The sequence below is a fragment of the Candidatus Pelagibacter sp. Uisw_092 genome (genome assembly GCF_047729545.1).
Classification (GTDB): Bacteria; Pseudomonadota; Alphaproteobacteria; order Pelagibacterales; family Pelagibacteraceae; genus Pelagibacter.
On the sequence record NZ_CP159824.1, the window covers coordinates 130,001 to 154,367 of the forward strand.

The 24,367-nt window shown below is 25.5% G+C and carries 24 protein-coding genes and 2 pseudogenes (1 of these 26 only partly in view); 21 read left to right on the forward strand and 5 right to left on the reverse strand.

Translation table 11 applies throughout. From position 1 onward, the window contains the following. Positions 1-169: the final stretch of a hypothetical protein gene (locus tag ABXT63_RS00660; protein ID WP_415320995.1), read on the forward strand. The gene continues 947 nt to the left of window position 1, outside the view; only the last 169 of its 1,116 coding nucleotides appear in the window; the start codon falls outside the window, past its left edge; it ends in the stop codon at positions 167-169. A gap of 17 nt (positions 170-186) precedes the next feature. Here ABXT63_RS00660 and ABXT63_RS00665 read toward each other — a convergent pair whose 3' ends face one another. From ABXT63_RS00665 to ABXT63_RS00680, 4 genes are read right to left on the reverse strand one after another with little or no spacing between them, the layout of a single operon-like run. Beyond that, positions 187-1,284 carry an iron-containing alcohol dehydrogenase gene (locus ABXT63_RS00665; protein WP_415320996.1) on the reverse strand — a complete coding sequence of 366 codons (1,098 nt, stop codon included), beginning with the start codon at positions 1,282-1,284 and terminating at the stop codon, positions 187-189. Further along, the gene (gene aepY / locus ABXT63_RS00670) at positions 1,285-2,385 is read right to left on the reverse strand and encodes a phosphonopyruvate decarboxylase (protein WP_415320997.1); all 1,101 of its coding nucleotides are present in this window, start codon (positions 2,383-2,385) and stop codon (positions 1,285-1,287) included. It lies immediately after the preceding gene. Beyond that, positions 2,378-3,682 (reverse strand): phosphoenolpyruvate mutase, encoded by a 1,305-nt coding sequence (aepX, locus tag ABXT63_RS00675; RefSeq protein WP_415320998.1) that lies wholly within the window; start codon positions 3,680-3,682, stop codon positions 2,378-2,380. The genes aepY and aepX overlap by 8 nt, the downstream gene beginning before the upstream one ends. 10 nt (positions 3,683-3,692) lie before the next feature. Then, positions 3,693-4,223 carry an adenylyl-sulfate kinase gene (locus ABXT63_RS00680; protein WP_415320999.1) on the reverse strand — a complete coding sequence of 177 codons (531 nt, stop codon included), beginning with the start codon at positions 4,221-4,223 and terminating at the stop codon, positions 3,693-3,695. 92 nt (positions 4,224-4,315) lie between these two features. On the opposite strand from ABXT63_RS00680, the gene ABXT63_RS00685 reads away from it, so the two are divergent. From ABXT63_RS00685 to ABXT63_RS00740, 12 genes and pseudogenes are all read left to right on the forward strand, one after another. Next, positions 4,316-4,615 (forward strand): MarR family EPS-associated transcriptional regulator, encoded by a 300-nt coding sequence (locus tag ABXT63_RS00685; RefSeq protein ID WP_415321000.1) that lies wholly within the window; start codon positions 4,316-4,318, stop codon positions 4,613-4,615. A gap of 18 nt (positions 4,616-4,633) precedes the next feature. Further along, positions 4,634-5,649 (forward strand): annotated as a pseudogene (locus ABXT63_RS00690) (NAD-dependent epimerase/dehydratase family protein). Positions 5,650-5,653: 4 nt separating this feature from the next. Then, positions 5,654-6,920 (forward strand): annotated as a pseudogene (locus ABXT63_RS00695) (nucleotide sugar dehydrogenase). Positions 6,921-6,924: 4 nt separating this feature from the next. Then, complete coding sequence (locus ABXT63_RS00700) at positions 6,925-8,085, forward strand: sulfotransferase (RefSeq protein ID WP_415321001.1); 1,161 nt, start codon at positions 6,925-6,927, stop codon at positions 8,083-8,085. 3 nt (positions 8,086-8,088) lie between these two features. Next, the gene (locus ABXT63_RS00705) at positions 8,089-8,973 is read left to right on the forward strand and encodes a phytanoyl-CoA dioxygenase family protein (protein WP_415321002.1); all 885 of its coding nucleotides are present in this window, start codon (positions 8,089-8,091) and stop codon (positions 8,971-8,973) included. 4 nt (positions 8,974-8,977) lie between these two features. Further along, a complete protein-coding gene (locus ABXT63_RS00710) occupies positions 8,978-10,699 on the forward strand; it encodes an ABC transporter ATP-binding protein (protein WP_415321003.1) in 1,722 nt (573 codons plus the stop codon). Between the two features lie 6 nt (positions 10,700-10,705). Next, positions 10,706-12,493: an LIC12162 family transferase gene (locus tag ABXT63_RS00715; protein WP_415321004.1), complete on the forward strand. Its 1,788-nt coding sequence runs from the start codon at positions 10,706-10,708 to the stop codon at positions 12,491-12,493. Beyond that, positions 12,483-14,207 (forward strand): carbamoyltransferase, encoded by a 1,725-nt coding sequence (locus ABXT63_RS00720; RefSeq protein WP_415321005.1) that lies wholly within the window; start codon positions 12,483-12,485, stop codon positions 14,205-14,207. The genes ABXT63_RS00715 and ABXT63_RS00720 overlap by 11 nt, the downstream gene beginning before the upstream one ends. A gap of 12 nt (positions 14,208-14,219) precedes the next feature. Continuing rightward, positions 14,220-15,035, forward strand: a complete 816-nt coding sequence (locus ABXT63_RS00725) for an N-acetylneuraminate synthase family protein (protein ID WP_415321006.1) — start codon at positions 14,220-14,222, stop codon at positions 15,033-15,035. Continuing rightward, the gene (locus tag ABXT63_RS00730) at positions 15,028-15,723 is read left to right on the forward strand and encodes a glycosyltransferase family 2 protein (RefSeq protein ID WP_415321007.1); all 696 of its coding nucleotides are present in this window, start codon (positions 15,028-15,030) and stop codon (positions 15,721-15,723) included. The genes ABXT63_RS00725 and ABXT63_RS00730 overlap by 8 nt, the downstream gene beginning before the upstream one ends. 25 nt (positions 15,724-15,748) lie before the next feature. Continuing rightward, positions 15,749-16,453 carry an acylneuraminate cytidylyltransferase family protein gene (locus ABXT63_RS00735; protein ID WP_415321008.1) on the forward strand — a complete coding sequence of 235 codons (705 nt, stop codon included), beginning with the start codon at positions 15,749-15,751 and terminating at the stop codon, positions 16,451-16,453. Continuing rightward, positions 16,446-17,402: an NAD(P)-dependent oxidoreductase gene (locus tag ABXT63_RS00740; protein ID WP_415321009.1), complete on the forward strand. Its 957-nt coding sequence runs from the start codon at positions 16,446-16,448 to the stop codon at positions 17,400-17,402. The genes ABXT63_RS00735 and ABXT63_RS00740 overlap by 8 nt, the downstream gene beginning before the upstream one ends. Here the strand turns inward: ABXT63_RS00740 and ABXT63_RS00745 are convergent. Then, positions 17,395-18,699, reverse strand: a complete 1,305-nt coding sequence (locus ABXT63_RS00745) for a PQQ-dependent sugar dehydrogenase (RefSeq protein ID WP_415321010.1) — start codon at positions 18,697-18,699, stop codon at positions 17,395-17,397. The genes ABXT63_RS00740 and ABXT63_RS00745 overlap by 8 nt on opposite strands. Positions 18,700-18,770: 71 nt before the next feature. On the opposite strand from ABXT63_RS00745, the gene ABXT63_RS00750 reads away from it, so the two are divergent. The 8 genes from ABXT63_RS00750 to ABXT63_RS00785 all read left to right on the forward strand — a co-directional run bounded on the left by ABXT63_RS00750 (position 18,771) and on the right by ABXT63_RS00785 (position 24,366). Continuing rightward, positions 18,771-19,982, forward strand: coding sequence for a glycosyltransferase (locus ABXT63_RS00750; RefSeq protein WP_415321011.1), 1,212 nt, complete (start codon positions 18,771-18,773; stop codon positions 19,980-19,982). Between the two features lie 46 nt (positions 19,983-20,028). After that, positions 20,029-21,264, forward strand: coding sequence for a DegT/DnrJ/EryC1/StrS family aminotransferase (locus tag ABXT63_RS00755; protein WP_415321012.1), 1,236 nt, complete (start codon positions 20,029-20,031; stop codon positions 21,262-21,264). A 7-nt stretch (positions 21,265-21,271) separates the two neighbouring features. Continuing rightward, the gene (locus ABXT63_RS00760) at positions 21,272-21,631 is read left to right on the forward strand and encodes an NAD-dependent epimerase/dehydratase family protein (RefSeq protein ID WP_415321013.1); all 360 of its coding nucleotides are present in this window, start codon (positions 21,272-21,274) and stop codon (positions 21,629-21,631) included. Continuing rightward, entirely contained in the window at positions 21,628-21,993 is a 366-nt protein-coding gene (locus tag ABXT63_RS00765) for an NAD-dependent epimerase/dehydratase family protein (RefSeq protein WP_415321921.1), read from the forward strand. The genes ABXT63_RS00760 and ABXT63_RS00765 overlap by 4 nt, the downstream gene beginning before the upstream one ends. A gap of 204 nt (positions 21,994-22,197) precedes the next feature. Further along, positions 22,198-22,968: a TylF/MycF/NovP-related O-methyltransferase gene (locus ABXT63_RS00770; RefSeq protein ID WP_415321014.1), complete on the forward strand. Its 771-nt coding sequence runs from the start codon at positions 22,198-22,200 to the stop codon at positions 22,966-22,968. Between the two features lie 24 nt (positions 22,969-22,992). Continuing rightward, a complete protein-coding gene (locus ABXT63_RS00775) occupies positions 22,993-23,307 on the forward strand; it encodes a hypothetical protein (RefSeq protein ID WP_415321015.1) in 315 nt (104 codons plus the stop codon). A gap of 190 nt (positions 23,308-23,497) precedes the next feature. Continuing rightward, entirely contained in the window at positions 23,498-24,160 is a 663-nt protein-coding gene (locus ABXT63_RS00780) for a methyltransferase (protein WP_415321016.1), read from the forward strand. Continuing rightward, entirely contained in the window at positions 24,157-24,366 is a 210-nt protein-coding gene (locus ABXT63_RS00785) for a hypothetical protein (protein ID WP_415321017.1), read from the forward strand. The genes ABXT63_RS00780 and ABXT63_RS00785 overlap by 4 nt, the downstream gene beginning before the upstream one ends. Position 24,367 lies beyond the last annotated feature (1 nt).

Sequence of the window (24,367 nt, forward strand, 5' to 3'; positions counted from 1 at the left end):
TAGAAATAAAAATCAAGTAATTAAAATAGTTGAAGAATTGGGTATAAAAGTTTTGGATATTGATAAAAAGATATTTAAAAATTATGAGAACCCACTAGATTTATTTTATGATCACTATAATGAAAAAGGATATGCATTAATTGCTGATATTATTAAAAAAGTACCTTAGCTCAATTAGATATTATTTTAATTTGAAATAATATTATAAATATCTTTTCCATCAATCTTTACAGGGTTGTTACCAAGTCTTAACAGATTAATACCCTCAATAATCCTTTCTGAACTTTGTTCAATGTCTATATTAAGCAACTTCAAATTATCCTCTAGTTTTGCCTGTTTTTTAATCGATGTTACTTTGGAATTAAAATCATTAATATTACTCACATTAAATAAATTAAATATTAAATCGAATCTTTTTTTAAGATCAAATGAAGTTTCTGATCTATTCAAATTATCAAAATTAAATTTAAAAAATTTTTCAAAAAATAATCCAACAGCTTGACCATGACTAATATTAAATAAAGAAGTGAAAGGATAAGATACGGCATGTGGGGCAGTAGTTTTGGATATACTAATTGCTTTACCAGCTAAATTAGAAGCTATACTCATTTCGGTTGCATTTTTTAAGTTAGGGTTATTTAAAAATGAAATGTAGGAATTAATAGAAACTCTCAAAGATTTAGAGGCATACTCAACGCTTTGCTCGTTGGATTTTTTAGAAACCAAAGATTCTAAGGCTTGAGCAATAGCATCAAAGCCGGCCGATGCTTTTATTTTATTTGGTGCAGAAATTAAAAATTCAGGAATTAAAAAAAAATTATCTGGTAATAGAAGTTCACTTTCAAAAGAATGTTTAATGCCATCAACATAAATAACAGCATTAGAGGTAACTTCAGCTCCTGAACCAGCAGTCGTGGGTATAACAGCCAATTTTGTATATTTTTTTTTAAAGGGGTAGGAATAATTCACAATCAAATTTGCAAGATCATCTCTTACATCAACGACATTAGCAATCTTTGCATAATCAATGATAGCCCCACCGCCAACAGCTAATATTAAATCAGGTTTAAAACTTCTAATATCATTAATAATTTTAATTAATTCCTCTAAAACTGGCAGCTCTGAATCTTTATAAAATAACCTAGTTTCTTTATTATTTAACAATTCTTTAAAGTAAGTTTCTGCTCCAGATGTAACAAAAGATTTTTTGCCACACAATACAAAGATTTTTTTAAAACCTCTATCACTAATAAATTTTTTTATATCTTTGATGGTATTAATCATTTATTTCATAAATACTTTTTTAATCTTAACTAAATTAGTCGGTCTAGGTAGGTTTTTAATTTTGCTATTTGAAACTTTTACTTCTAAAAAATTCAAAGCATCACCTTTCAAAAATTTTTGAATATTTTTTTTTAAATTTCTATCATTTTTTATAGAATAAAACTTTTTAAAACCAAGGCCCTTTGATAATTTTTTAAAATTTATATCATTTGCATATGTATTTTGACCACCCACCGAGTCATGAGAATTATTATTTAGAAGAATATATTTGAAATTATTATCTGCAAAACTTCCAGCAGTTTTAATTGAGCCTAAGTGCATTAAAAAAGATCCATCACCATCAATACAAATTATTTTTTTTTTACTAGAGATAGAATAGCCAAGTGCAACAGAGGCAGCATGACCCATTCCACCAACCATGTAGAAATCACTACCTTTTTTAATTTGGTATTTGTTTCTTAAATACATTAACTCTCTGGAATTATACCCAGTACTAGAGATAATTTTTGTATTTTTTTCTAATGTCTCTAGTAATGTTTTTAAAAAAATTTCTTTATCTAGTTTATAGAAATCTTTTTTTTTATTTATTTTTTTATTTTTTTCTAAAGTACCTTGTTCTATTAGGCATGCCACAATAGCACTATTCTTCTTTGCAATTTTAATCTGTTTATCAAATTTTTTTAAGTCATCATTAGATCTAATAATAGTGTATTTAATATTTAAAAGTTTTAAAATATTTTCAGTAATTTTGCCTTTAACATTATGTTGTGGTTCATCCTTAATTCTTGGAGACCCTCTCCAACCAATAATAAGAATAAGCGGTATAGAGTAAACTTTTTTATGCGCAATTGAAATTAATGGATTTAGTGCATTAGAAAGACCAGAGTTTTGCATGTAGATACAGGGAACTTTTTTAGTTGAAAGATAATGGCCAATGCCTAACGATACAGCCGAACCCTCATTTGTTGCTATTATGTGATCTTTTTTACTTTTTTTTTGCAAAGAATGAGAAAGCTCTTTGAGTACACTATCAGGAACGCCAGTAAAAAAGTTACTATTATTTTTTGTTAATAAATTAATTAAAGATCTAACTTTAATCATTTTTTATCAAATTTATAATTTCTTTTATTGGGATTATTTTTTTTTCTATTTCAAAAGCTCTACTATTCTCAAGAATTTTTTGTGCTGTGAATTGCATTGCTGGGTAAGCAGCTCTCAAAAGTTGGTTTGCATAAATTACTAATTTAAAACCATTTTTAATTAAATCTTTTTCATAAACTTTTGAATATGTTGATGGAACAGATACTAGGGGTATAAAGTTTTTACTCTTTTTAAATTCCCGAGAAAATGAAAAAATTTCTGAGGGAGTTTTTTCCTTACTGTGTATTAAGATAGCATCAGCACCAGCTTTTGAATATATTTCAGCTCTCTTAAGGGCGTCATTTAAACCTTTACCAACTATAAAACTTTCAATTCTTGCTATTACCATAAAATTTTTATTTTTTCTTGATTTACAAATTTCTTTAATTTTTTTAGCAAAAATTTCTGGTTTATCTTGCTTTGTGTCACTTTGGTTTTTAAATAATGAATTTTTCTTAAGACCAATTTTATCTTCCATTATTATAGCCGAAGCACCCAATCTTTCTAACGACCTTACTAAAAAAGAAAGGTGTTCTAATTGACCACCATTATCCGCATCAAATACTAAGAGTTTTGATGTCACTTCCATCATGTTACTTAAGGATGATAATCTTGATGAAAAATCAACAGAAGAATTATCAGGCTTACCTTTCGTTGCTGAATCCGTTAGACTTGATGACCACATTCCATCAAATTCTATATCCTTATTTTTTTTATTTATTTTAAGATTTTCAATTATTAGACCCGTAAGAGAATTGTGAGACTCAAGTATTCTAACTATATCTTTAGAGTTAATTAATCTCTTTAATCTTGATACCCTGTTATCTGGTGAAAGAAATTCAGATATTTTATTTTTAATTATTGTTGACGAAATATTTTTAGTGTATTTGGGTTCAATTAATTTACCAGACCATTTCTTTAATGTTTTGATAACTCTATCTCTAGTTTTTTTTTGAATACCATGTTTCCAATCATCACCATGTACAACATAATCAGGCTTAATTGTGTATAGGTTATCAACATAATCTAGGGTTCTTTGTGGAATAACTTTTTTGACGTACTTCATATTTTCTAAAACAATTTTCCGTTGTTTAAAATCTAGATAAGGAAGTTTCTTGTAGGAAGCTATAGCATCATCTGTTAACAAACCTACAATTACATCACCATATGAATTTGCTATTTTAAGAATATTAATATGACCTTGATGTAAAATATCAGCTGATAAACCAACATAAACTAATTTTTTTTTTAATTTCATAATTATATTTTTAAACTATATCTTTAATTTTTTTAATCAATATCTTAGCCAACTCATCAGAAGATTTTTTAAAATTATTATTTATAATTATATTTGGGTTCTTGGGAAATTCAGGTTTAATTGAAATCCCCACAAGGGCACCAGTATTTTTCCTGTGGTATACTTTTTTTTTCTTAAATTGGATAATTTTTTTAATGTCTGATTTAATATATATTTCAAGATAATTTTTAATATTTTTTTTAAGTCTATTTCTAAGAGAATGAATCATGCCAACAGCAGCAAAAATTAAGTTGATCTTTTGATCAGTTATAAATTTTGCAAATTTACTAAATTTATAAGACACCAAAAGCCTGTCTTTATATTCATATTTATTTAAATTAAAAATCTTTCTAAGATCGTCGCCACTTACAACTATGGTTGGCCCATAAAGGTTAGTAATATCTTTTTTAATTTTTTTTGAAAGTGTAGTTTTTCCAGAACCAGATAGGCCAGTTACCCAAAAAAGTATACCTTTTTTCTTATTTTTAATAATTTTTCTCAATAGCCCTACTTATTAGAATTTTACTTAATAATAAAGAAAATATTTCTTTACGTGTTCAATTATTGAACTATAGTGTTCAAATATTGAACAAAATGAAAATTAATCCAGATTTATTTGATACTTTAAGAAAAATTGAAAAAAACCCAAATGTTAGTCAAAGACAGCTAGCTAGTAAATTAGGATTTAGTTTAGGCAAATTAAACTATTGTCTTACTGAACTTAAAATAAAAGGGCTTGTAAAAATTGAAAACTTCAAAAAAAATTCAAAAAAAATAGGTTATATCTACTTACTAACTCCAGCTGGTATTTCCACTAAGACAAAATTAACATTAAATTTTATGAAAAAAAAAATGAAAGAATATGATGAACTAAAAAAAGAAATAGGGAGATAGAATTTTAAATTCAAAAATATGAAAATTTTAGTTACAGGTGCAGCAGGTTTTATTGGTTTTCACACAATAAAAAAACTTCTAGAAAGAGGAGATGATGTAGTTGGTTTAGATAGTTTAAACAATTACTATGATGTTGTTTTAAAAAAAAAAGAGTATCAATTTTAAAGAAACTAAAATTTAAGGGTACATTTTATTTTTGTAAAATAGATTTGATTAATAAAAAAAAAATTAATAATTTATTCAAAAAATATAAGATTAAAAAAGTTATTAATTTAGCAGCTCAGGCTGGTGTAAGATACTCTATTGAAAACCCAGATTCATATATTAAAAGTAATCTAGTAGGTTTTGCAAATATCTTAGAGGCATGTAGAAATTTTAAAATTTTGCACTTAACATACGCAAGTACAAGCAGTGTTTATGGCGCTAATACGAAGCAACCATTTAGAGAGAGTCATAATGTTGATCATCCCCTTCAATTATATGCTGCAACCAAAAGGTCTAATGAATTAATGGCACATAGTTATAGTAATTTATTTGGTTTACCCACAACAGGACTTCGGTTTTTTACAGTTTATGGGCCTTGGGGAAGACCAGACATGGCTTTATTTATTTTCACAAAAAATATTATAGAAAATAAATTTATAAATATATTCAATAAAGGAAGACATGTCCGCGACTTTACTTATGTAGATGATATTGTGAGTGGTATCATATTGGCAAACGATAAAGTGGCTAAAAAAAATAAAAAATGGAACTCAAGAAAGATTGATCCAAGTAAAAGTAGAGCTCCATTTAAGATATATAATATTGGAAATAGTAAGCCAGTGAGTCTCATGAAGTATATAGAGTTAATTGAAAAAAATTTAAAAAAAAAAGCAAAGAAAAAATTTTTGCCTCTTCAAAAAGGAGATGTTCCTAAAACACTATCAGACATATCAAGAATAAAGAAAGACCTTAATTATAACCCAAAAACTTCAGTCGAAGTAGGCGTTAAAAATTTTATTAATTGGTATTTGAATTTTTATAAGAAGTAAATTAATGAAAAAAAAAATTTCTATAATAGGACTGGGTTATGTGGGCTTACCGCTAGCCATAGAATTTGGTAAGAATGAAAATGTAGTAGGTTTTGATAATAATCAAAATAGAGTTGAAAAACTAAAAAAAAAATAGATGAAAATTTACAAATTAAGCGTAGCGAATTTTTAAAAGCTAAATCGCTAAGATTTTCAACCAATAAAAAAGACCTGTTAAACAGTGATTATTTTATAATTACTGTTCCAACGCCAATAAATCATGCTAATAAACCTGATCTTAAAAGTCTGATCGGTGCCACCAAATTAGTTGCTAAACATTTAAAAAAAGGTTCGATAGTGATCTACGAGTCGACAGTTTATCCTGGCTGTACAGAAGAGATATGTGTTCCTTTATTAGAAAAAATTTCAAATTTTAAAATGAATGTGGACTTTTTTTGTGGCTATTCACCTGAAAGAATAAACGTAGGAGATAAAAGATATACATTAAAAAAGTTAGTAAAAGTCACGAGTGGATCGAATAGTTTTTCTGCAAAAAAAATTAACCAACTTTATAAAAAAATAATATCAGCAGGTACTCACATGGCACCAAGCATAAAAGTTGCTGAAGCAGCAAAAGTAATTGAAAATACTCAAAGAGACATGAATATTGGATTAGTAAATGAGCTATCTATTATTTTTGCAAAATTAAAGATTGACACTCTTGATGTTTTGAAAGCAGCAGAAACAAAATGGAATTTTATTAGTTATAAACCAGGATTAGTTGGGGGACATTGTATAGGAGTAGATCCATATTACTTAACTCATAAGGCAAATGAACTTGGATATAAAGCTAAAATTATCTTAGCTAGTAGAAATTTAAATAACTCAATGAGTGAATATGTTGCCAAAAGAGTTTTTGGGATAATGAAAAAAAAAAAATTAAAATTAATAATAGTAAAATTTTGATTTTAGGAATTACTTTTAAAAAAAACTGTAATGATACTAGAAATACAAAAATTTATGATTTAATTAAATTCCTAAATGTAAAAAATATAAAAGTAGATGTCTATGACCCGTGGGTAAGTAGAGATAAATTGGATAAGAAAATAAAATTTAATTTTTTGAATAAAATATCAAAAAATAAATCTTACGATGGATCGATATTAGCAGTATCACATGATTGTTTCAAAAATTTCAAAAAAAATGGATTCGGAAAACTTTTAAAAAAAAAATCAGTTGTGTTTGATGTAAAGAGTTTTTTAAAAAAGGAATTCTCAGACGAGAGATTATAATTTAATGAAAAGTAATAATATTAGTGCAGATAATGCATTTAAAAAATTACAAACAATACCATTAGCTGTTATTTCTACATTTGGTCATAATGGAATAGATTGGATGCATAGTCTTCTAGATAATCATCAGGAATTACTTATTATGCCAGCTTTTAGTTTCTTTAGATCGATTGACAGAATTAAACTTCACAATAGAAATATCAATTTTTCAAAAAAAAATTCTATCAATAATATTTCTGGATTATTTTCAAGTATGTTTTATGAAGACACTAGGAACAAAGTACAAAGACGAAATTTTATAAAGACAATAAATGACAAAAAAAATTTTCACAAACACTTAAAAGAATGGCTGCTATTTAGTAAAATTGAAAATTTTGAAAAAGATCTATTTTTAGGAATCCACTACGCATTCATAAAACTTTATAAAATAAATATAAATAATAAAAAATTAATTGTCCATCAAGAGCATGTACCTTGGCATTCAGAAAAATACCTAAAACTTTTTAATGCTAAGTTTATATTCATGATGAGAGACCCAAGAGCAGCAATTGCAGGCAGTATTTTAAGAATGCAAAAACATAATAATAGCGAAATGTACCCAAATCAATTTGATCATGTTTTACTATACTGGAAATACGCGAATTATTTTACTAGTAAAAATAAACACTTAAAAAATAAAATTATTGTTATGAAAAATGAAAAATTACATCAAAACATAAAGAGAGAAATGAAAAAGTTAAGTGCTTGGCTTGGTATTAGTTTTTCAAAAACTCTCATAAATCAAACGTTTCTAGGAAAAAAATGGTTTGGAGAAACTGCTTACTTACAGGGCAAAAACCAAGAAGATGATCTAAAAAAACCTCCTCCAAAAAATTATTATAATTCCAGAAAAATCAAAAAAAGATGGAAAAGTGTTATTAATAAAAAAAGAATTTTAATAATAGAAGTAATTTTAAGCAAATTAATGAAAAAATATAAATATAAGACTCTTCATAAACTAACTTTATATAATTTTTTTTTAGGATATTTTTTTTGTTTTACAGATTTTACCAAGCAAAAAAAATATTTTATTAGTAAGATTATAATAAAAATTAGAAACTTATTAAGGAGATTTATAATAATTTTTTTCCCACGTTATGCATATAAGACATTTAAAATATTATAAGAAATGATGTTAAGTAAAAATGAGATAGCTAATTTTTGGAAAGACGGCTTTATAATTATTAGAGATGTTTATTCTAAAGATGAAATTTCAGAATATAGAAACTTTGTTTCCAAAGAATCGGTAAAATATTTTGGCAACGAATCTTCCAATTATAAAGAATTAGAGGTAAATAATTTTAAAGAAATTTTAAGTTACCCTGAAATTCAAAGTGTAATTTTAAATAAGAAATTAATTGATAGTGTGAAAAATATATTAGAAGGTGAGGTTGTTTATTGGGGTAATAGCTCTTTTCGATGGAACGAAAAAGCATATAGAAGGTTTCATAATGATGCTAAAAACGATTTTGATTGTCCATTTACAACTAAATACCCACTTGTAAGAGTAGGCGTGTATTTGCAAGATCATTGTTCTTACAGTAATGGCCTTAAAATTTGGAAGGGTACCCGCCATACTTTGAGGTATGGCAGAAAATTATTAAAAAAAATATTCAAGGAAAATGGCAGTTTAAAATATTTATTACCCCAGCAGCTTTATAAATCAATTAATGTTAATACGAAAGCAGGGGATGTTGTGATTTGGAATTTAAGAACATGTCATAGTGGAGGCGCTTTAAGAATAAAATATTTATCAAATATTAGTTTTCACCCCATTGTAGAAAATTTTATAGAAAGATATTTGCCGAGTTTTGTACTGCCGCTGGAAAAGGAAAGAGGTGTTTTATTTTCAACTTTTGGAAAAGAAAGTAACGACTTAAATAACTATATTCAAAACAATTTAAAACATCCTGAAATAAGCCAAATTATAAATAATTCTTCATTCTTAGGAAATGAATATGTCAATAAAAAATCTTTAGAATTGGGCCTTAAGTTAAAAAATATATTTATGTAAATTTATGGAAATCTTAAAAAAAGCATCAAAAATTATCTCAAAAAAATATATTAACAAAGTTATTATATTATTTTTTTTAATGATCGTGTGCATTTTATTGGAAACTTTAGGCATTGCTCTAGTTTTGCCAGCTTTATCATTTTTAGCTGAAGGAAGTTTTACATCAGAGTTTGATAGTATTAATAAATTTACAGTTTTAGTAAAATCTAAATTTGAAGAAAAAAATTTAATAATAGTGTCAATATCTTTTTTACTTTTAGTTTACTTCTTAAAAAATATTTTTTTACTTTTTTTCACTTGGTGGCAAAAAAGCTTAGTTGATAGATTATATAGGGATATTTGCAAAAGATTGATTAGGGGCTATATGTTCCAACCATATTTAAATTATTTAGATCGAAATTCATCGATGTTAGCGAGATACTTTGATGAGGTTAAGGGCTTTTTAAAATATATAGATAATTTTATTGTACTGATTGTTGAAATATTCGTCTTAATAGGAATTGGAATTCTTTTGCTAATTGTAGAGCCCTATGGGGCTTCTATAGTGGTGCTAGTAATTGGAGCAATTACAATAATATTTAATTTTTTCACAAAAAAATTTATTGATAAATGGGGAAAAAAAAGATTAGAACAATCTGTTCTTTCTTTAAAAAGCTTACTACAAGCTCTAAACTCATTTAAAATTATAAAAGTACTTGGAAGAGAGGAGAGCTTTATTTCAAAATACACTAATCATAACTCAGCTTACTCGAAGGTAAAAAAATTTTTTGACATTTTAGATAGTTCAAACAGATTTTGGTTAGAATTTCTTGGTGTATTTGGTCTTTGTTTTTTAACTTTTATTTTAATAAATAAAAATGATGAAGTGGTAAATATTATTCCTACACTTGGTTTATTTTCTGCAGCAGCCTATAGATTGTTACCCTCTGTTACTAGAATATTAAGATCATTCCAAGCACTTAATTTTTCAAAACCTATTGTAAATACTTTGGCAAAAGAACTAGATAATAATTTTGAAAGTGAAAAATTTAATAAAGAATTCCATGGCCAGTTCAATGATAGGATTAAATTAAAAAATATATTTTTTAAATATCCTCAAAAAATAAATTATGTTTTAAATGATTTGTCTTTTGAAATTAAAAAAGGAGAAACTATAGGAATTATGGGAATGACAGGCTCAGGTAAAAGCACTTTAATAGATATTATCATCGGTCTTTTAAAACCTGAAAAAGGTACAGTTTTAATTGATGGTAAAAATATAAATGAAGAGCTGCGTGCATGGCAAAATTTAATAGGATATGTCCCCCAATCTACGCAGATGATTGATGATACAATTAAAAATAATATTCTTTTTGGCCTAAAAGAAAACGAGGGAGATTTAAACAAGATACATAAAATTATAAAAATTACCCAGCTAGAAAAATTTATTCAAAATTTACCAGAAGGTTTGGAAACTATTGTTGGAGATAAAGGTGTAAAATTATCTGGAGGTCAACAACAAAGAATTGGTATAGCTAGAGCAATTTATCACAAACCTAAATTTTTAATTTTTGATGAATCCAGCAGTGCACTTGATACTGAAACGGAAAAAAATCTTATGCGTGAGATTAAAGAGTACACAAAAGGCAGATCACTTTTAATAGTCTCACATAGAAAAACAACACTGGAGCATTGTGATAAGATTTATTTATTTAAAAATGGCCAATTGCAAGAGGAATTAGAATAAAACAGAATGAATCAAAAAACTCTTGTGTCTACAGCTATAGAAGAAACTTGGACAATGAATAATTCAACTGTTTTTCTGGGTGAGTGGTGTAAAATTTTTAATAGAAAAGATATTTGGGGAAAGATAAACCATGAAGTAATTGGTTATCATTGGAATAAAAGTGAAAAATTAATTAAAGATATAGAATATATAGAGAGACTAATTGAAGAGTTAACGAATGATCTCAGTAAATCACTAAATTTTATTCACAACAAAAACTATTCAAATCAATATTGGAAAATATTGTGTGGACACTGGCTTTCACTTTTTTGTCACTCATTATTTGATAGGTGGGAAACTGTTGAGAGTGCTTTATCTAAAAAAGATAATTACTTAACAAATATTATTAATATTGATCATTCAGAAATGGTACCAGAAAATATAGAAAGCTTTGTTCTTATGTGCCATCAAGATAAGTGGAATCATTATATTTTCTCAGAAATTTTAAGTTCTGACTTTTTTAAAGAAAAGTTAACATTTAAAAATATCTATAAAATTAAAAATGATACATTTTCTAAAAATCCCTATCATCCGTTAAGTCCTATTAAAAAAATGATTTTAAATTTATTAAAATTTTTAAACCCAATAACAAGCTTGATTAGAAAAAAACAAAAATATTTAATCTGCGAAAGTTATCTAGGAAAAAAAAATGAAATTCTTTTAAATTTAAGTTTAGGCTTATTGCCACTAACAGTTACACCCAGATATCAATTTGATTCTATATATGATGAAAATATTAGAAATAGGATCCATCTAAGTTTTAAGCCAAAAAATAACTTTGAAAAATTTTTAATAGATAACTTAATTAAACATGTGCCTTTAGCATTTATAGAAAATTATAAAAATGTTTTGAATTATGTTGAAAATATTAATTGGCCTCAGAACCCAAAGGTTATTTTTACATCACATTTTATTGACAATAAGACCATTGGATCACTTTATACTGCTGAAAAAAAAGAGAAAGGCGCAAAGCTAATACATGGTCAACATGGTGGAGCATACGGACAAAATCTTTTTCACTGGTATGAAAGTTTTGAAAGATCAATATCTGATAAATATTTAACTTGGGGATGGAAAGATTATGAAGATAAAAAAATTGTTCCTCTAGGCATTTTAAAAACTTTAAATGAAATAAAAAAAATTAAATATAAAAATAATAATAAAATAATTATGATAATTAGGCCCAAAGAAAGATACTCTTCAACGGCTCTTGACACGAGAAGTAGGGGTCCACAATTAAAAAAATATCATGAAGATTGTCTTAAAATTGGAAGCTTAATTAAAAACACAACTATTTCAAAAAATCTAATTGTTAGACTACATGAAAGAAAATATGGATGGTGTGAGGAACAATTATGGAATACTCAATTTCCTGATATAGAAATTGACAAAGGCCATTCGCCGGTAATTCAAACTCTACAAAAAGCTAAAATCATTATTTATACTTATAATGCCACAGGTTATCTGGAGTTAATGGCTTCTAATTTTCCTGTTTTGTTGCAGTGGAATGTAAATGAGAATATTAATAGAGAAAGCTGTAATAAATTTTTTAAAGAATTAGAGGATGTTAAAATTTTTCACAAAACTCCTGAAAGTTTAACAAATCATCTGATTTCAATAAATAATAATGTTGAGGAATGGTGGAAATCTACTAATACACAACTAGCAGTAAAAAATTTTTGTAACAATTTTGCAAAAATTGAAAGTAATAAGATTAAAAAGATTAGAGATTTAATTAAAAATTATGACAATTAAAGTTTTAGGAATAAATTATGGGGGCCACGATACATCAGCATGTATAATGATAAATGGAAAATTAATTGCTGCCTGTGAACAAGAAAGGTATGATTACGATAAACATTCAAGAAATTTTCCTTTAGAAGCTATTAATGACTGTCTTAAAATAGCAAAAATAAAAATAAAAGATTTAGATGTTGTTGCTTTAGGTACTAATCCCGCAACCATTATTAAAGAACGCTATCTAAAAAAAGCCCTTTATGAAAAAGACAGAATTAATTTTTTATTAAATGATATTGAAAAAATAAAAAAATTGAATGATATGGAGCCATTCATAAGAAAAAAGTTAAACTTTAAAAAAAAAATAGAATTTCATTCACATCACTTATGTCATTTAGCTAGCACATATTATCCTAGTGGATTTAAAGAATCATTGTTGGTTTCTTATGATGGAACTGGAGAAATAGATACTGGTGCATTTGCACATGGTAAAGATGGTAGTATAAAAATTTTTAAAGATGCAAGAAACCAATACCCAAATTCACTAGGTTTGATTTATTCTGCTATTACATACTATCTTGGTTGGAAGCATCATTGTGATGAAGGAATTATAATGGGACTTGCACCATATGGAAATCCACATGCAAAACTAAAGAATAATAAATTAAGTTATATAGATATTTTTAGAAAAATTATTTTATATGATAAAAAAAAAGATGAATTAAAATATATTATTAATCCTGAGTGGATATCTTATCATAAAATAAGAGATAAGTGGGTTAGTGATAAATTTATTAAAACTTTTGGTAAAAAAAAGCCATATACCAAAAAAGTAAGCCAGCATGTTAAAAATATTGCAGCTGCATTACAGTTTAGACTTGAAGAGGTAGTTCTTTCTCAATTAAAAGTCTTAAAAAAGAAAAAAAATTCTAAATATTTATGTATTTCTGGGGGTGTAGGCTTGAATTGTTCTTTAAATGGAAAAATAAGAGAAAGTAATATTTTTAAAGAAATTTTTATACAGCCAGCAAGTGGTGATGCAGGTGTGGCATATGGAGCATGCTTATTATCTACAAAAAAAAAAATAAAAAATCTTAAGCCATTAAAAAATCATAATTTTTATGTTGGTTTTAGAGACAATAAAAATGAAATCAAAAAAAATTTAAAAATTAATAATTTAAAATTTAAGGATTATAAAGAAAAGATTTATGAAAAAACTTCAGAATATTTAGAAAAAGGAAAAATCATAGGTTGGTATCAAGGTGCAAGTGAGTTTGGTCCAAGAGCGTTAGGAAATAGAAGTATACTATGTAAGCCTTATCCTGAGGAAATGAAAGATCACCTGAATATAAATGTTAAATTTAGAGAGGAGTTTAGACCTTTTGCTCCATCTGTATTACAAGAGAATACGGAAGAGTATTTTGAAATTAAACAAAAAAGTCCACATATGCTAATGGCTTGTAAAGTTAAAAAAAGTAAAAAAGATATTATACCAGCAGTAGTTCATGTGGACGATACGTGTAGGGTGCAGTCAGTTGATAAGAAAGTTAATTTACAATTTTGGAATCTTATTAATCAATTTAAAAAAAAAACCTCAATACCAGTCTTACTCAATACTTCCTTTAATATTAAGGGTCAGCCAATTGTAAACACTTCAGAAGATGCTATAAATTGTTTTCTAAAATATAAAATAGACATTCTAGTATTAGGAAGTATTTTAATAAAAAAATAAGAACAATTATTAATGAAAAATAAAATAAAAATTATTGCTGAAATTGGATGGAACCATATGGGAGATATGGATTTAGCATCTAGAATGATAAAGGCAGCTGCTGAAAATGGTGCAGATGTATGCAAATTTCAAACATGGTCAGAAAAAAACCTTAAACCAGGCCCATGGGACAGTGATGGTCGTAGAGAAATTTATAAAAGAGCAGAATTAGATGAAAAAAAACATTTTTTATTAAAAAAAATATGTGAGGATAATAATGTTGAATTTCTAACTTCTATTTTTAATATTCAAGACCTAGAAATAGTTAAAAAATTAAAAATAAATGAAATTAAAATTCCAAGCCACGAAGTAAATAACATTGAGCTTATTAAAGAAACTGTAAAGCACTTTAAAAAAATTTTGATTTCAACTGGAGCTGCTAAATGGAATGAGATTGAAAATATTTTTAATAGCATAAGAAATGAAAACCTTATCCCAATGCATTGTGTTTCATCTTATCCCTGTGATATCAAAAAGATTAACATGAATAGATTAATATCTTTAAAGAAATTTTCTAATGTGCTAGGTTATAGTGGACACTTATCAAGTATTGAAGATGCTATTCTGGCTATATCTAGTGGTGCAACATATATAGAAAAACATTTTACAATAGATAATAATTTACCGGGTAGAGATAATAAATTTGCAATTTTACCATCAATGTTAAAATCATTGTCAGATTTTAGGGAAAAATTTAATTACATGAATATAGATCATGGCTTAGATCTTCAGGAGTGTGAGATGGATACGTATAAAAATTATAGAGGAAGATGGAGTAAAAGTGAATAATATTAAAAAATCAGATGTTTCTGTAATAATTAGAACAAAAAATGAAGAAAGATGGATAGGCCACACAATTCAGTCAGTCATCGATCAATTAGAGAAACCTGAAATAATTGTAATAGATAATAATTCCCAAGATAAAACGTTGGATATTGTAAGACATTTTATTCAAGAACCAAAACTTTCAACAACAAAAAACACAAATCCTAATTTTACAAAGATCAAGATCTTAAAAGTTACAGACTACACTCCTGGAAAATCAATTAATTACGGAGTTTCAAAAGCTTCAAATGATTATATTCTAATTATTTCTGCCCATTGTGTTCTGAATAAAATCAATATGAAGAAACATAAAAAAGACCTTAATAATCATGTCGCAATTTTTGGAAATCAGATTCCAAAATGGAATGGAAAAAAAATATCTAAAAGATATATTTGGAGTCATTTTGTGAATAAAGAAGTTGTTAATATGTATTCTAAGTTAGAAGATCGGTTTTTTTTTCATAATGCCATAGCCCTGTATAAAAAAAAAATATTGAAAAAAGAAATTTTTAACCCCAATCTATTAGGTAAAGAAGATAGATATTGGGCAAATCAAGTTATAAAAATAAATAAATCTATACTATACGATCCAAAAATTGAAGTTGATCATCATTACACACTTAATGGAAATACCTGGAAAGGTATTGGTTAATCTTTAATAAGCAATTTATTATATTATGAGTAAATTAAAAGTTCTTGCTATAACTCTTGCACGTAGTGGTTCTAAGGGTGTTAAAAATAAAAATATAAAAAAAATTTTAGGTAAGCCTTTAATTTATTATACAATTAAAGAAGCTCTAAAAAGTAAATTAATTAATGATTATATTATTTCAACTGATAGCAAAACTATCTCCAATATTTCAAAAAAATTTGGAGCAAAGGTTCCTTTTTTAAGACCAAAAAAATATTCTTCCGACAGGGCCACTTCTGTGTCTGCATTAAGACATGCGGTCTTATGGATGGAAAAAAATAATAAAACAAAATATGACTTCATTGTTGAATTAATGTGTACTAATCCACTCAAAAAAAACTCAGATATAGATGGGGTAATAAAAAAAATTATAAAGACTAAAGCTGATAGTGTGATTGCAGTTCATAGATTGGAAGACCACCATCCACGTAGAATAAAAAAAATTGTTAATGATAAGATTGTTAATTTTTGTATAGCTGAGAAGACAGAATCCAGAAGACAAGATCTAAAACCTAATGCTTATATCCGTAGTGGATCAATATATGCAATGAAAAGAGATTTTTTAATTAAAAAGAATCTTAGGTATGGTGGAAAAAATAGCAGGCCATTTATCTTAGATTCTAAAAGAACAATTAATATTGATACAAATTTAGATTTTTTAACAGCATCAATTATTTTAAAAAATGATTAGTAAAAAAATTTTAGTAATAACAGAAGTAAAACATATCAATGGCTTAACTACAGAATTAGATAAAATTGGAGATATCACATATTTAAATAGTCCAAGTTTTAATCAAGTCAAAAAAATTATAAATAATTATGACGCAATTTTTACAAATCCTAATAAATCTAAAATATATATTGGTAAAGCGTTATTAGAATCATCAAAAAAAATTAAAGTAGTATGTACTGCTTCAACTGGATTAAATCATATTGATGTTAATTTTTTAAAATCAAAAAAAATTAAGATTATTTCTTTAACTAAGAAAAAAAATATTACCAAAAATATTTCTTCAACAGCAGAAATGGCTTTAGCTCTTACAATGTCTAGCTTAAGAAATGTTGTATCAAGTGCAAATTCTGTGTTAAAGGGTCAATGGGACTATACTCAACACATAGGAAGACAATTTAATTCACTAACGGTTGGAATTATTGGTTATGGAAGGTTAGGTAAAATGTATGCAAATTATTGCAAAGCTTTAGGTGCTAAAATTATAGTATATGACCCTTTTAAAAAAACTATAAATAAAAATTTTTCCTTAATCAAAAATGTTAATTCTTTGTATAAAAAAGCAGATATAATTTCATTACATATTCATTTAAATCAAAACAATTACAACATGATAAATTTAAAAAATTTAAACTTAATGAAATCAAATGTTTTATTGGTAAATACTTCAAGAGGAGAAATTATCAACGAAGAGGATACAATTACTTTTTTGAAGAAAAATTCAAGAGCAAAGCTTGCAACAGACGTTATAGCAAATGAGATATTAGGTAAAAATAAAAGTCCCCTGATTAGGTATGCAAAGAGAAGTAAACAGATAATTATAACTCCACACATAGGTGGAATGACGGTAGAAGCACAAGAAATAGCATATATGGGTGTAGCAATATTATTAAAAAAATTTTTCAGTTAATTTTTTTATTTTCGAGTATTATTATTTTTGGAGAAGCCTTGTTACTTTTGGTGTCAGTGAGAATTACAATTCTACCTCTGTTATCAACAATAATATCTCGCATTCTATAATTAAGTTTAATTTTCTCTATGTTAATCATTCGGCTGTAATCTTTAGATAATGTAATTCTGTGTAAATTTTTATCCCTTAATGTTGAAACTATAAAATTATTTTTCCATTTTGGTAGATATTCAGAGTTGTAAAAAATTAAATTAGATACAGCTATTGAGGGCGTCCAAGAAACAATAGGCTCTTTATAGTTTTTCAATTTCAATTTATTACTTAATGGCCAATTTTTTGCACCATAGTCAGTTCCATAAGTATAATATGGCCAACCATAATTTCTATCTTTTTCAATTTTATTAATTTCATCTCCCCCATAAGGTCCATGTTCTGATGAAAAAATATTATCTTTATCAATTACTACAAGACCCTGTGGATTTCTGTGTCCAATAGAAAATATTTCATACGAAAAATCTAAAATATTAATTTTTAATATTTTTCCATAATCCGATTTAAGGTCTTGAACCAAATCTTCCGAGTTTACACCATCGTACAAAAAATCTCCTACAGTTAAAAGTATATGTTGATTGTCTATTTTTTCTATTCTTCCAGAAGCTGAGGTTGGTGCAAAGTTCTTACCCAATTTATAAGCAGTTGAGGACGGTAAATTATTTGTTATTTTAAGACACTTTTTGGTCTCAAAAATTTTAATAGGACTGCTAAATTTGTAATTTTTCTCATCAGTAATTTTTGAACTAAAGAGCGATAAATTATAACAATCTTTTTTAATATTGTAATACAAACTACTTAAAAATAATAATTTTTTATTATCAAAATCATTAATATGGATGTCTTTAATTCCAAACCTTCTTTTAAGTTTTAATTTACCAAAAGATTTTTCATATTTTTTTATAAATTTTTTTTTATTAATATCTAAATTAAATTTATCGATTTTTTTAAATTTTAAATTTTTTTCATCTAAATAAAAGCTATCACCGTCACCAGATATAAATAAAATTTGTTCATTTAATAAATCAATTCCTCCATACTTACCCGTAAATGGAAGGTTGAATGATTTCATGTTAAAATCGTAAAATGCTGATGATATTTTGCTCTCTTTAGCTTCAATTTTAGAAGAGGTGTTAAAAGGAAAGATCTTGTAATAAAAAGAATATACGCCAATAGAATAAGAAATAGACGAAAAAAGAACAATTAATAATAGAAGAGGAATATATTTTTTCCATTTTTTAGACATATATTGCTTATTATTTTTTTTAAAAATGATTTATAACAACTTTATTTTCATATACTACACTAACATAATTTATGAATATAGGTATAATTTTTGATGCACCAAACAATTCAGGAGGTGGTTTTTTTCAATCACTATCTTCAGCTATTATTTTAAATAAAATCAAAGACCCAAAATTCAATTTCTTTTATATAGTTTTTTCAGATGAGGTAGAAAAAACTTTATTGTCAAAAGGTTTAAAGACAATAAATTTTAAAAATAATTTATTGTTCAGTATATATAAAAAAATTAATAATATTAGTTTTTTTTCAAAAATACTTAATAAGTTAAAATATAAGAATTTATTTTATAAATTATTAAAAAAAAATAAAATAAATTTTGTAGTCTTTCTTGGGCCATCTACTTTAGTAAATTTTTTAGAAGATATAAACTTTAGTTATAGTATTTATGATGTGCAACACAAAACACACACTTTTTTCCCTGAATATAGATTAGGTAATTATTTTTCAGAAAGAGATAATTTATTACAAAAATCTATTGATAAATCATTTAAAATTTTTGTAGACACTGATACAACCAAAAAAGATGTTACATTTTATTATAATTGTAAACCAGATAAAATTATCGTGCAACCATTCATCCCTTTTTTACCAAAACTTTTTGATGAGAAAAAAAATTATGAATTGAACCCAGAAATTAAAAATAAAATCAATTTAAAAAATGGTCAAAAATATCTTTTTTATCCAGCACAATTTTGGGCACATAAAAACCACAGGTACATAGCTGACTTCTTAAAGTTAATGAAAAATAATAATAATAAATCATATAAAATTGTATGTTGTGGCTCAAACAGAAGTAACAGGAGCTATGTAGAAAAAATTATAAAAGAAAATAACCTTACAGAAGATTTTATTATATTCAATTATCTGTCAAATGATGAGGTAATTCAATTATACCAAAATTCTTTTGGCTTAATCATGCCAACTTATGTTGCAAGGTCGACTCTTCCCTTGTATGAAAGTTTTTTCTTTCATAAGCCTGTTTTTTACTCTAATGACATTTTAGATAATAAATTATATCAATTTGTAATTGGTTTTAATTCAAATGACCCTAGTGATTTAGTGAATAAATTTAAAAATATAGAAAATGGAGAAATAGATCTAAAGAAGTTAACCAATTCAGCTTTTGAATATTATAAAAGTACATGTAATGATGAGATTTTTATTAATAATTATAAAAAGATGATTGATGAATATAGTTATTTAAGAAATAGATGGGAAGGCTAGGTAGCCCTCATACAGTAATAGATATGTTAAATTAAATATAAAAAAATTGAAAAAAAAAATAGATAATTTGCTAAAAAAATTTGATGATTTTTCTCCAGAGAAAAAATCAAAATATTTTTACCCCTTACTTGAGGATGCATTTTTCAAGGAGGATATTTATGCTGGAATAGAAGTGTTATTATCCAAAAAACTTACTATGGGCAAAATTACAGAAAAATTTGAAAAAAAATTTGCTACATTTATAGGCTCCAAATATTCGGTAATGGTAAACTCTGGATCATCCGCAAACTTATTAGCTATGTTTGCTTCCATAAATCCAATGAGAAAAAATAGAGCAAAAGTTGCTGACGAGGTATTGATACCAAGTTTATGCTGGTCAACATCACTTTGGCCAATAGTGCAAGCAGGACTTAAGCCAAGATTTGTTGATATTGATTTTAAATCACTGAATGTTAGTGCTGATGACTTTATAAAAAATATAAACAGAAAAACAAAAGCAATCATGGGCGTTCATGTTCTGGGTAATTCAGGAGAAATTGATAAAATAAGGAATATTTGCAAAAAAAGAAAACTAATTTTGATAGAAGACACGTGCGAATCATTAGGATCAAAGTATAAAAATAAAAATCTTGGAACTTTTGGAGATTTTGGAACTTTTTCATTTTATTATTCTCATCAAATGACCTCAGGTGAAGGTGGGATGGTCGTTTGTAAAACAAAAGAAGATTATGATATTCTAAGAATGTTAAGATCACATGGATGGTCAAGAGGAATAGATAAAAAGAAAAAAAATAATTTTAATTTTATTAATTCAGGATTTAACCTTAGACCAACTGATATTGTTGCATCAATAGGGTTGAGTCAATTAAAAAAGATTAAAGATTTAATTAGATTAAGATCAGATAATAGAAGTAAAATTATTTCAGCAATTAAAAAATCTAAAAAATGGAAAAATCAATTTAGTTTTATAGTTCCAGCTAAGAATATAACACCTAGTTGGTTTGGACTTCCAATTATCCTTAATCAAAGGTACAAAAATAAGAAAAAAAATTATTTAAAACTTTTAAACAAGAATGGTATTGAGACCAGACCAATTATTAGTGGAAATTTTTTAAATCAGCCTTCAATAAAGTTGTATGGTTTAAATGAAGGACCTAAGAAATTTAAAAGTTCACAAAAAGTCGAAGAACTTGGTTTTTTTATTGGCCTACATATAAAGCCACTTAAAGAAGAAAACTTAAGAAAACTTACAAAATTACTTTTAAAAATATCAGATTTATAATATTAAAATGAATTGTGGAATTACAGGGCATACAGGGGCGCTAGGTCAAGAGTTTATAAAAAAAAATAAAAATATAAGATTTATCAAGTTTCATGGAGATTTAACTAAAAAAAAAGAAATAGAATCTTGGGTAAAAAAAAATACCTTTAATATCTTTTTACATTTTGCTGCAGTTGTTCCGACAAGATTTGTTGATAAGAATTATCTTTTAACAAAAAAAGTTAATATTGATGGATCTAAAAATCTAATAAATTCATTATATAGATATAATAAGGAAAAATTAGAATGGTTTTTTTTTTCATCAACATCACATGTTTATAATTTTAAAAAAAAAAAATTAATGAAAAGGAAAAAACACTACCGATAAGTAAATATGGAAAAACCAAATTATTAGCAGAAAAAATATTATTAGAAAAAAAATTAAATATATGTGTAGGAAGAATATTTAGTTTTACTCATAAATCACACAGTGATCAATATTTGATCCCATCCCTATATAAAAGAATTAATAATTCAAAAAAAAAAATTGAATTAAACAATCTTAATCATAATAGAGATTTTTTAGATTTATCAGATATATGTTCAGCAATAACATTATTATTAAAAAAAAGAAGAGTCGGAATTTATAATATATGCTCTTCTAAAAAAACTAATTTAAAAAGCATTGCAACTTATATAGCTAAAAAAAAAATATATTATGTAAATTTAATGACAAAACATTTGAAATAACGAATCTCATTGGAGATAATAAAAAACTATTACGTCTTGGGTGGATACAAAAAAAAAATATTGAACATATTATAGACTCTTATATTAAAGGCATAAGATAAGATTTTATTTATTGAAAATTTTATCTTATTTTATAATATAAAATGATTATTTGAAAAAATTATTTTCTCAAATTTACAAAAAGCCAATAAAGAAATATAAAAAATGTTTGAACCTAAAAATGATTATGAGTTTAATTTACTAAATATTGAAAATTATAATTTATCACCAAGAATGATTTTTATGAAAAAATTCATTGAAAATAAAGCAAAGATAAGAGGTGATTATTATGAATTCGGTGTTTTTCAAGGAAGTTCAATTATTTCAATAGCATTGTTATTCAAAAAATTTGGTATCAAAAAAAAACTATATGGCTTTGATAGTTTTGAAGGCTTCCCTAGTTATAGTAAAAAAGATAGTTTTGATAATTTTAAAAAACTATATAAGGCTAAAAAAATTACAGAGCAACACTACAAAAGTGTAGTAAATTTTAAAAAGATTAAAGAGTTCAACCAAAAATTAAATAATATAAAATCCTCTTTAGAGGCAAAAAATATTTCTACTTCAAATGATTTTTCTAATAATTCTTATTCATTTTTACAAGATAAAATAAAACTATTAGGGTTAAAAAACATTGTTTTAGTTAAAGGAGATTTTAAAAAAACAATTCCATCTTTCTTTAAAAAAAATAAGGATAAAAAAATTTTTGCGGCCAATATAGACTGTGATTTATATGATTCTTACAGAATAGTATTATCACATACGTGGCCAAGGGTGAATATAAATGGAATAATTTTATTAGATGAGTATTATTCTTTAAAATTCCCTGGTGCTAGAATTGCTGCAGATGATTTTTTTAAAATAAATAAAATTAAGCCCTTCAAAACAAAGTCATGGGATACTGATTTTGAAAGATGGTATATAAAAAAAAAGTAATTTTAGAAAATTAATACGAATAATATGCCCTTATCTTTAAGCTATAATTTGTACTGCGTCGCATACCCAATTATTAATAGTTGTGATTTTAACTTTGTTAGTATTTTAAGAAAAAAGCTATCTACAAAAGAATTATTGGATCATTCTTTGTTTAAGAATAAAGATTTTATTTCAACTGTATTATCTGAAATATCAAAAAAAATAGAACCAAATATTATTCAAAATTTAAAAGATATTAAGTGCTTTCCAGTATTTGTTAGTTCTGAGATTTATCAACTAAAAAATAAGAATACATTTCTTATTGAAGATTTAAAGAATCCGTATTTAGAGGAAGAATAAGCAAATATTAAATTGATAAAATTGAATAAAACAACTAATAAGGATGAAAAAAACTTAAGTTATGATCATGGTCAATAAGAGTGAGTGCAAAATAGTTTATTAGCTAAGAAGGAATTATTAATATAGTAAATATCTTTTTATTTAACATTTGAATTCATACCATTTATGTTTATCAACACAAATCAGAATTATGGGTAAATTAACAAAATTTTTTTGGAACACACTAGAGTCTTTGAATTTTTTATCTAAAATAATATTTAAAAATAAAATTCACTATAAACTTTGGGATGGAACTTGGGATTTAACTAGCTTGGTATTAAAAAAAACACTAGATAAACATTTTAAAAAAAGTTTTAAAAATTATTTAGATATTGGATGTGGGCATGTAGCACTCTTTGGGCAATATGTTAAAAAAAAATACCCAAAGACAAAAGTTACTTCATCTGAAAAATATCCTAGAGTAATAATTAGTGCTAGAAAAAATATACTTGCAAATAAACATCAAATAAAATTAGTACGTTCAAATTTATTTGAAAACATTAATTCAAAGTTTGATTTAATTACAGCTAATTTACCATATGTACCAAAAAAAATTAAACATAACATAAAAAAAGGGAGTGTAAGGTATAACTCAAGATATTCTGGTGAAGATGGAACTCGGTTGTCTAAAATTTTTTTGAAATCAGCACATAAATATCTTAATAAAAAAGGAAAAATTTTTTTTGGAGTAAACTGTTTTTATATAAGTCAAATAAAATGCTTACAAATGATTAACCACTATAAATATAGAGTTATTAAAATTGTTAGTAAAAATTTTAATTCAGCAAAAGTTTTTATTATAGAAAAAAAATGAATAATTTTTCATTTCAAGAGTATAAAAAAATAATTAAACATTATCAAAAATTTCTTACACCTATTTTATTTAGCCAAATAAAAAAAAACTCCAATAACTTTTTTACAATTAGACATGATGTTGAATTTTCTGTAGATAGAGCTTTTCAATTAGCAGAAATTGAAAAAAAAGATTTAAATGTTAGATCTTCTTTTTTTTTCAATTAAG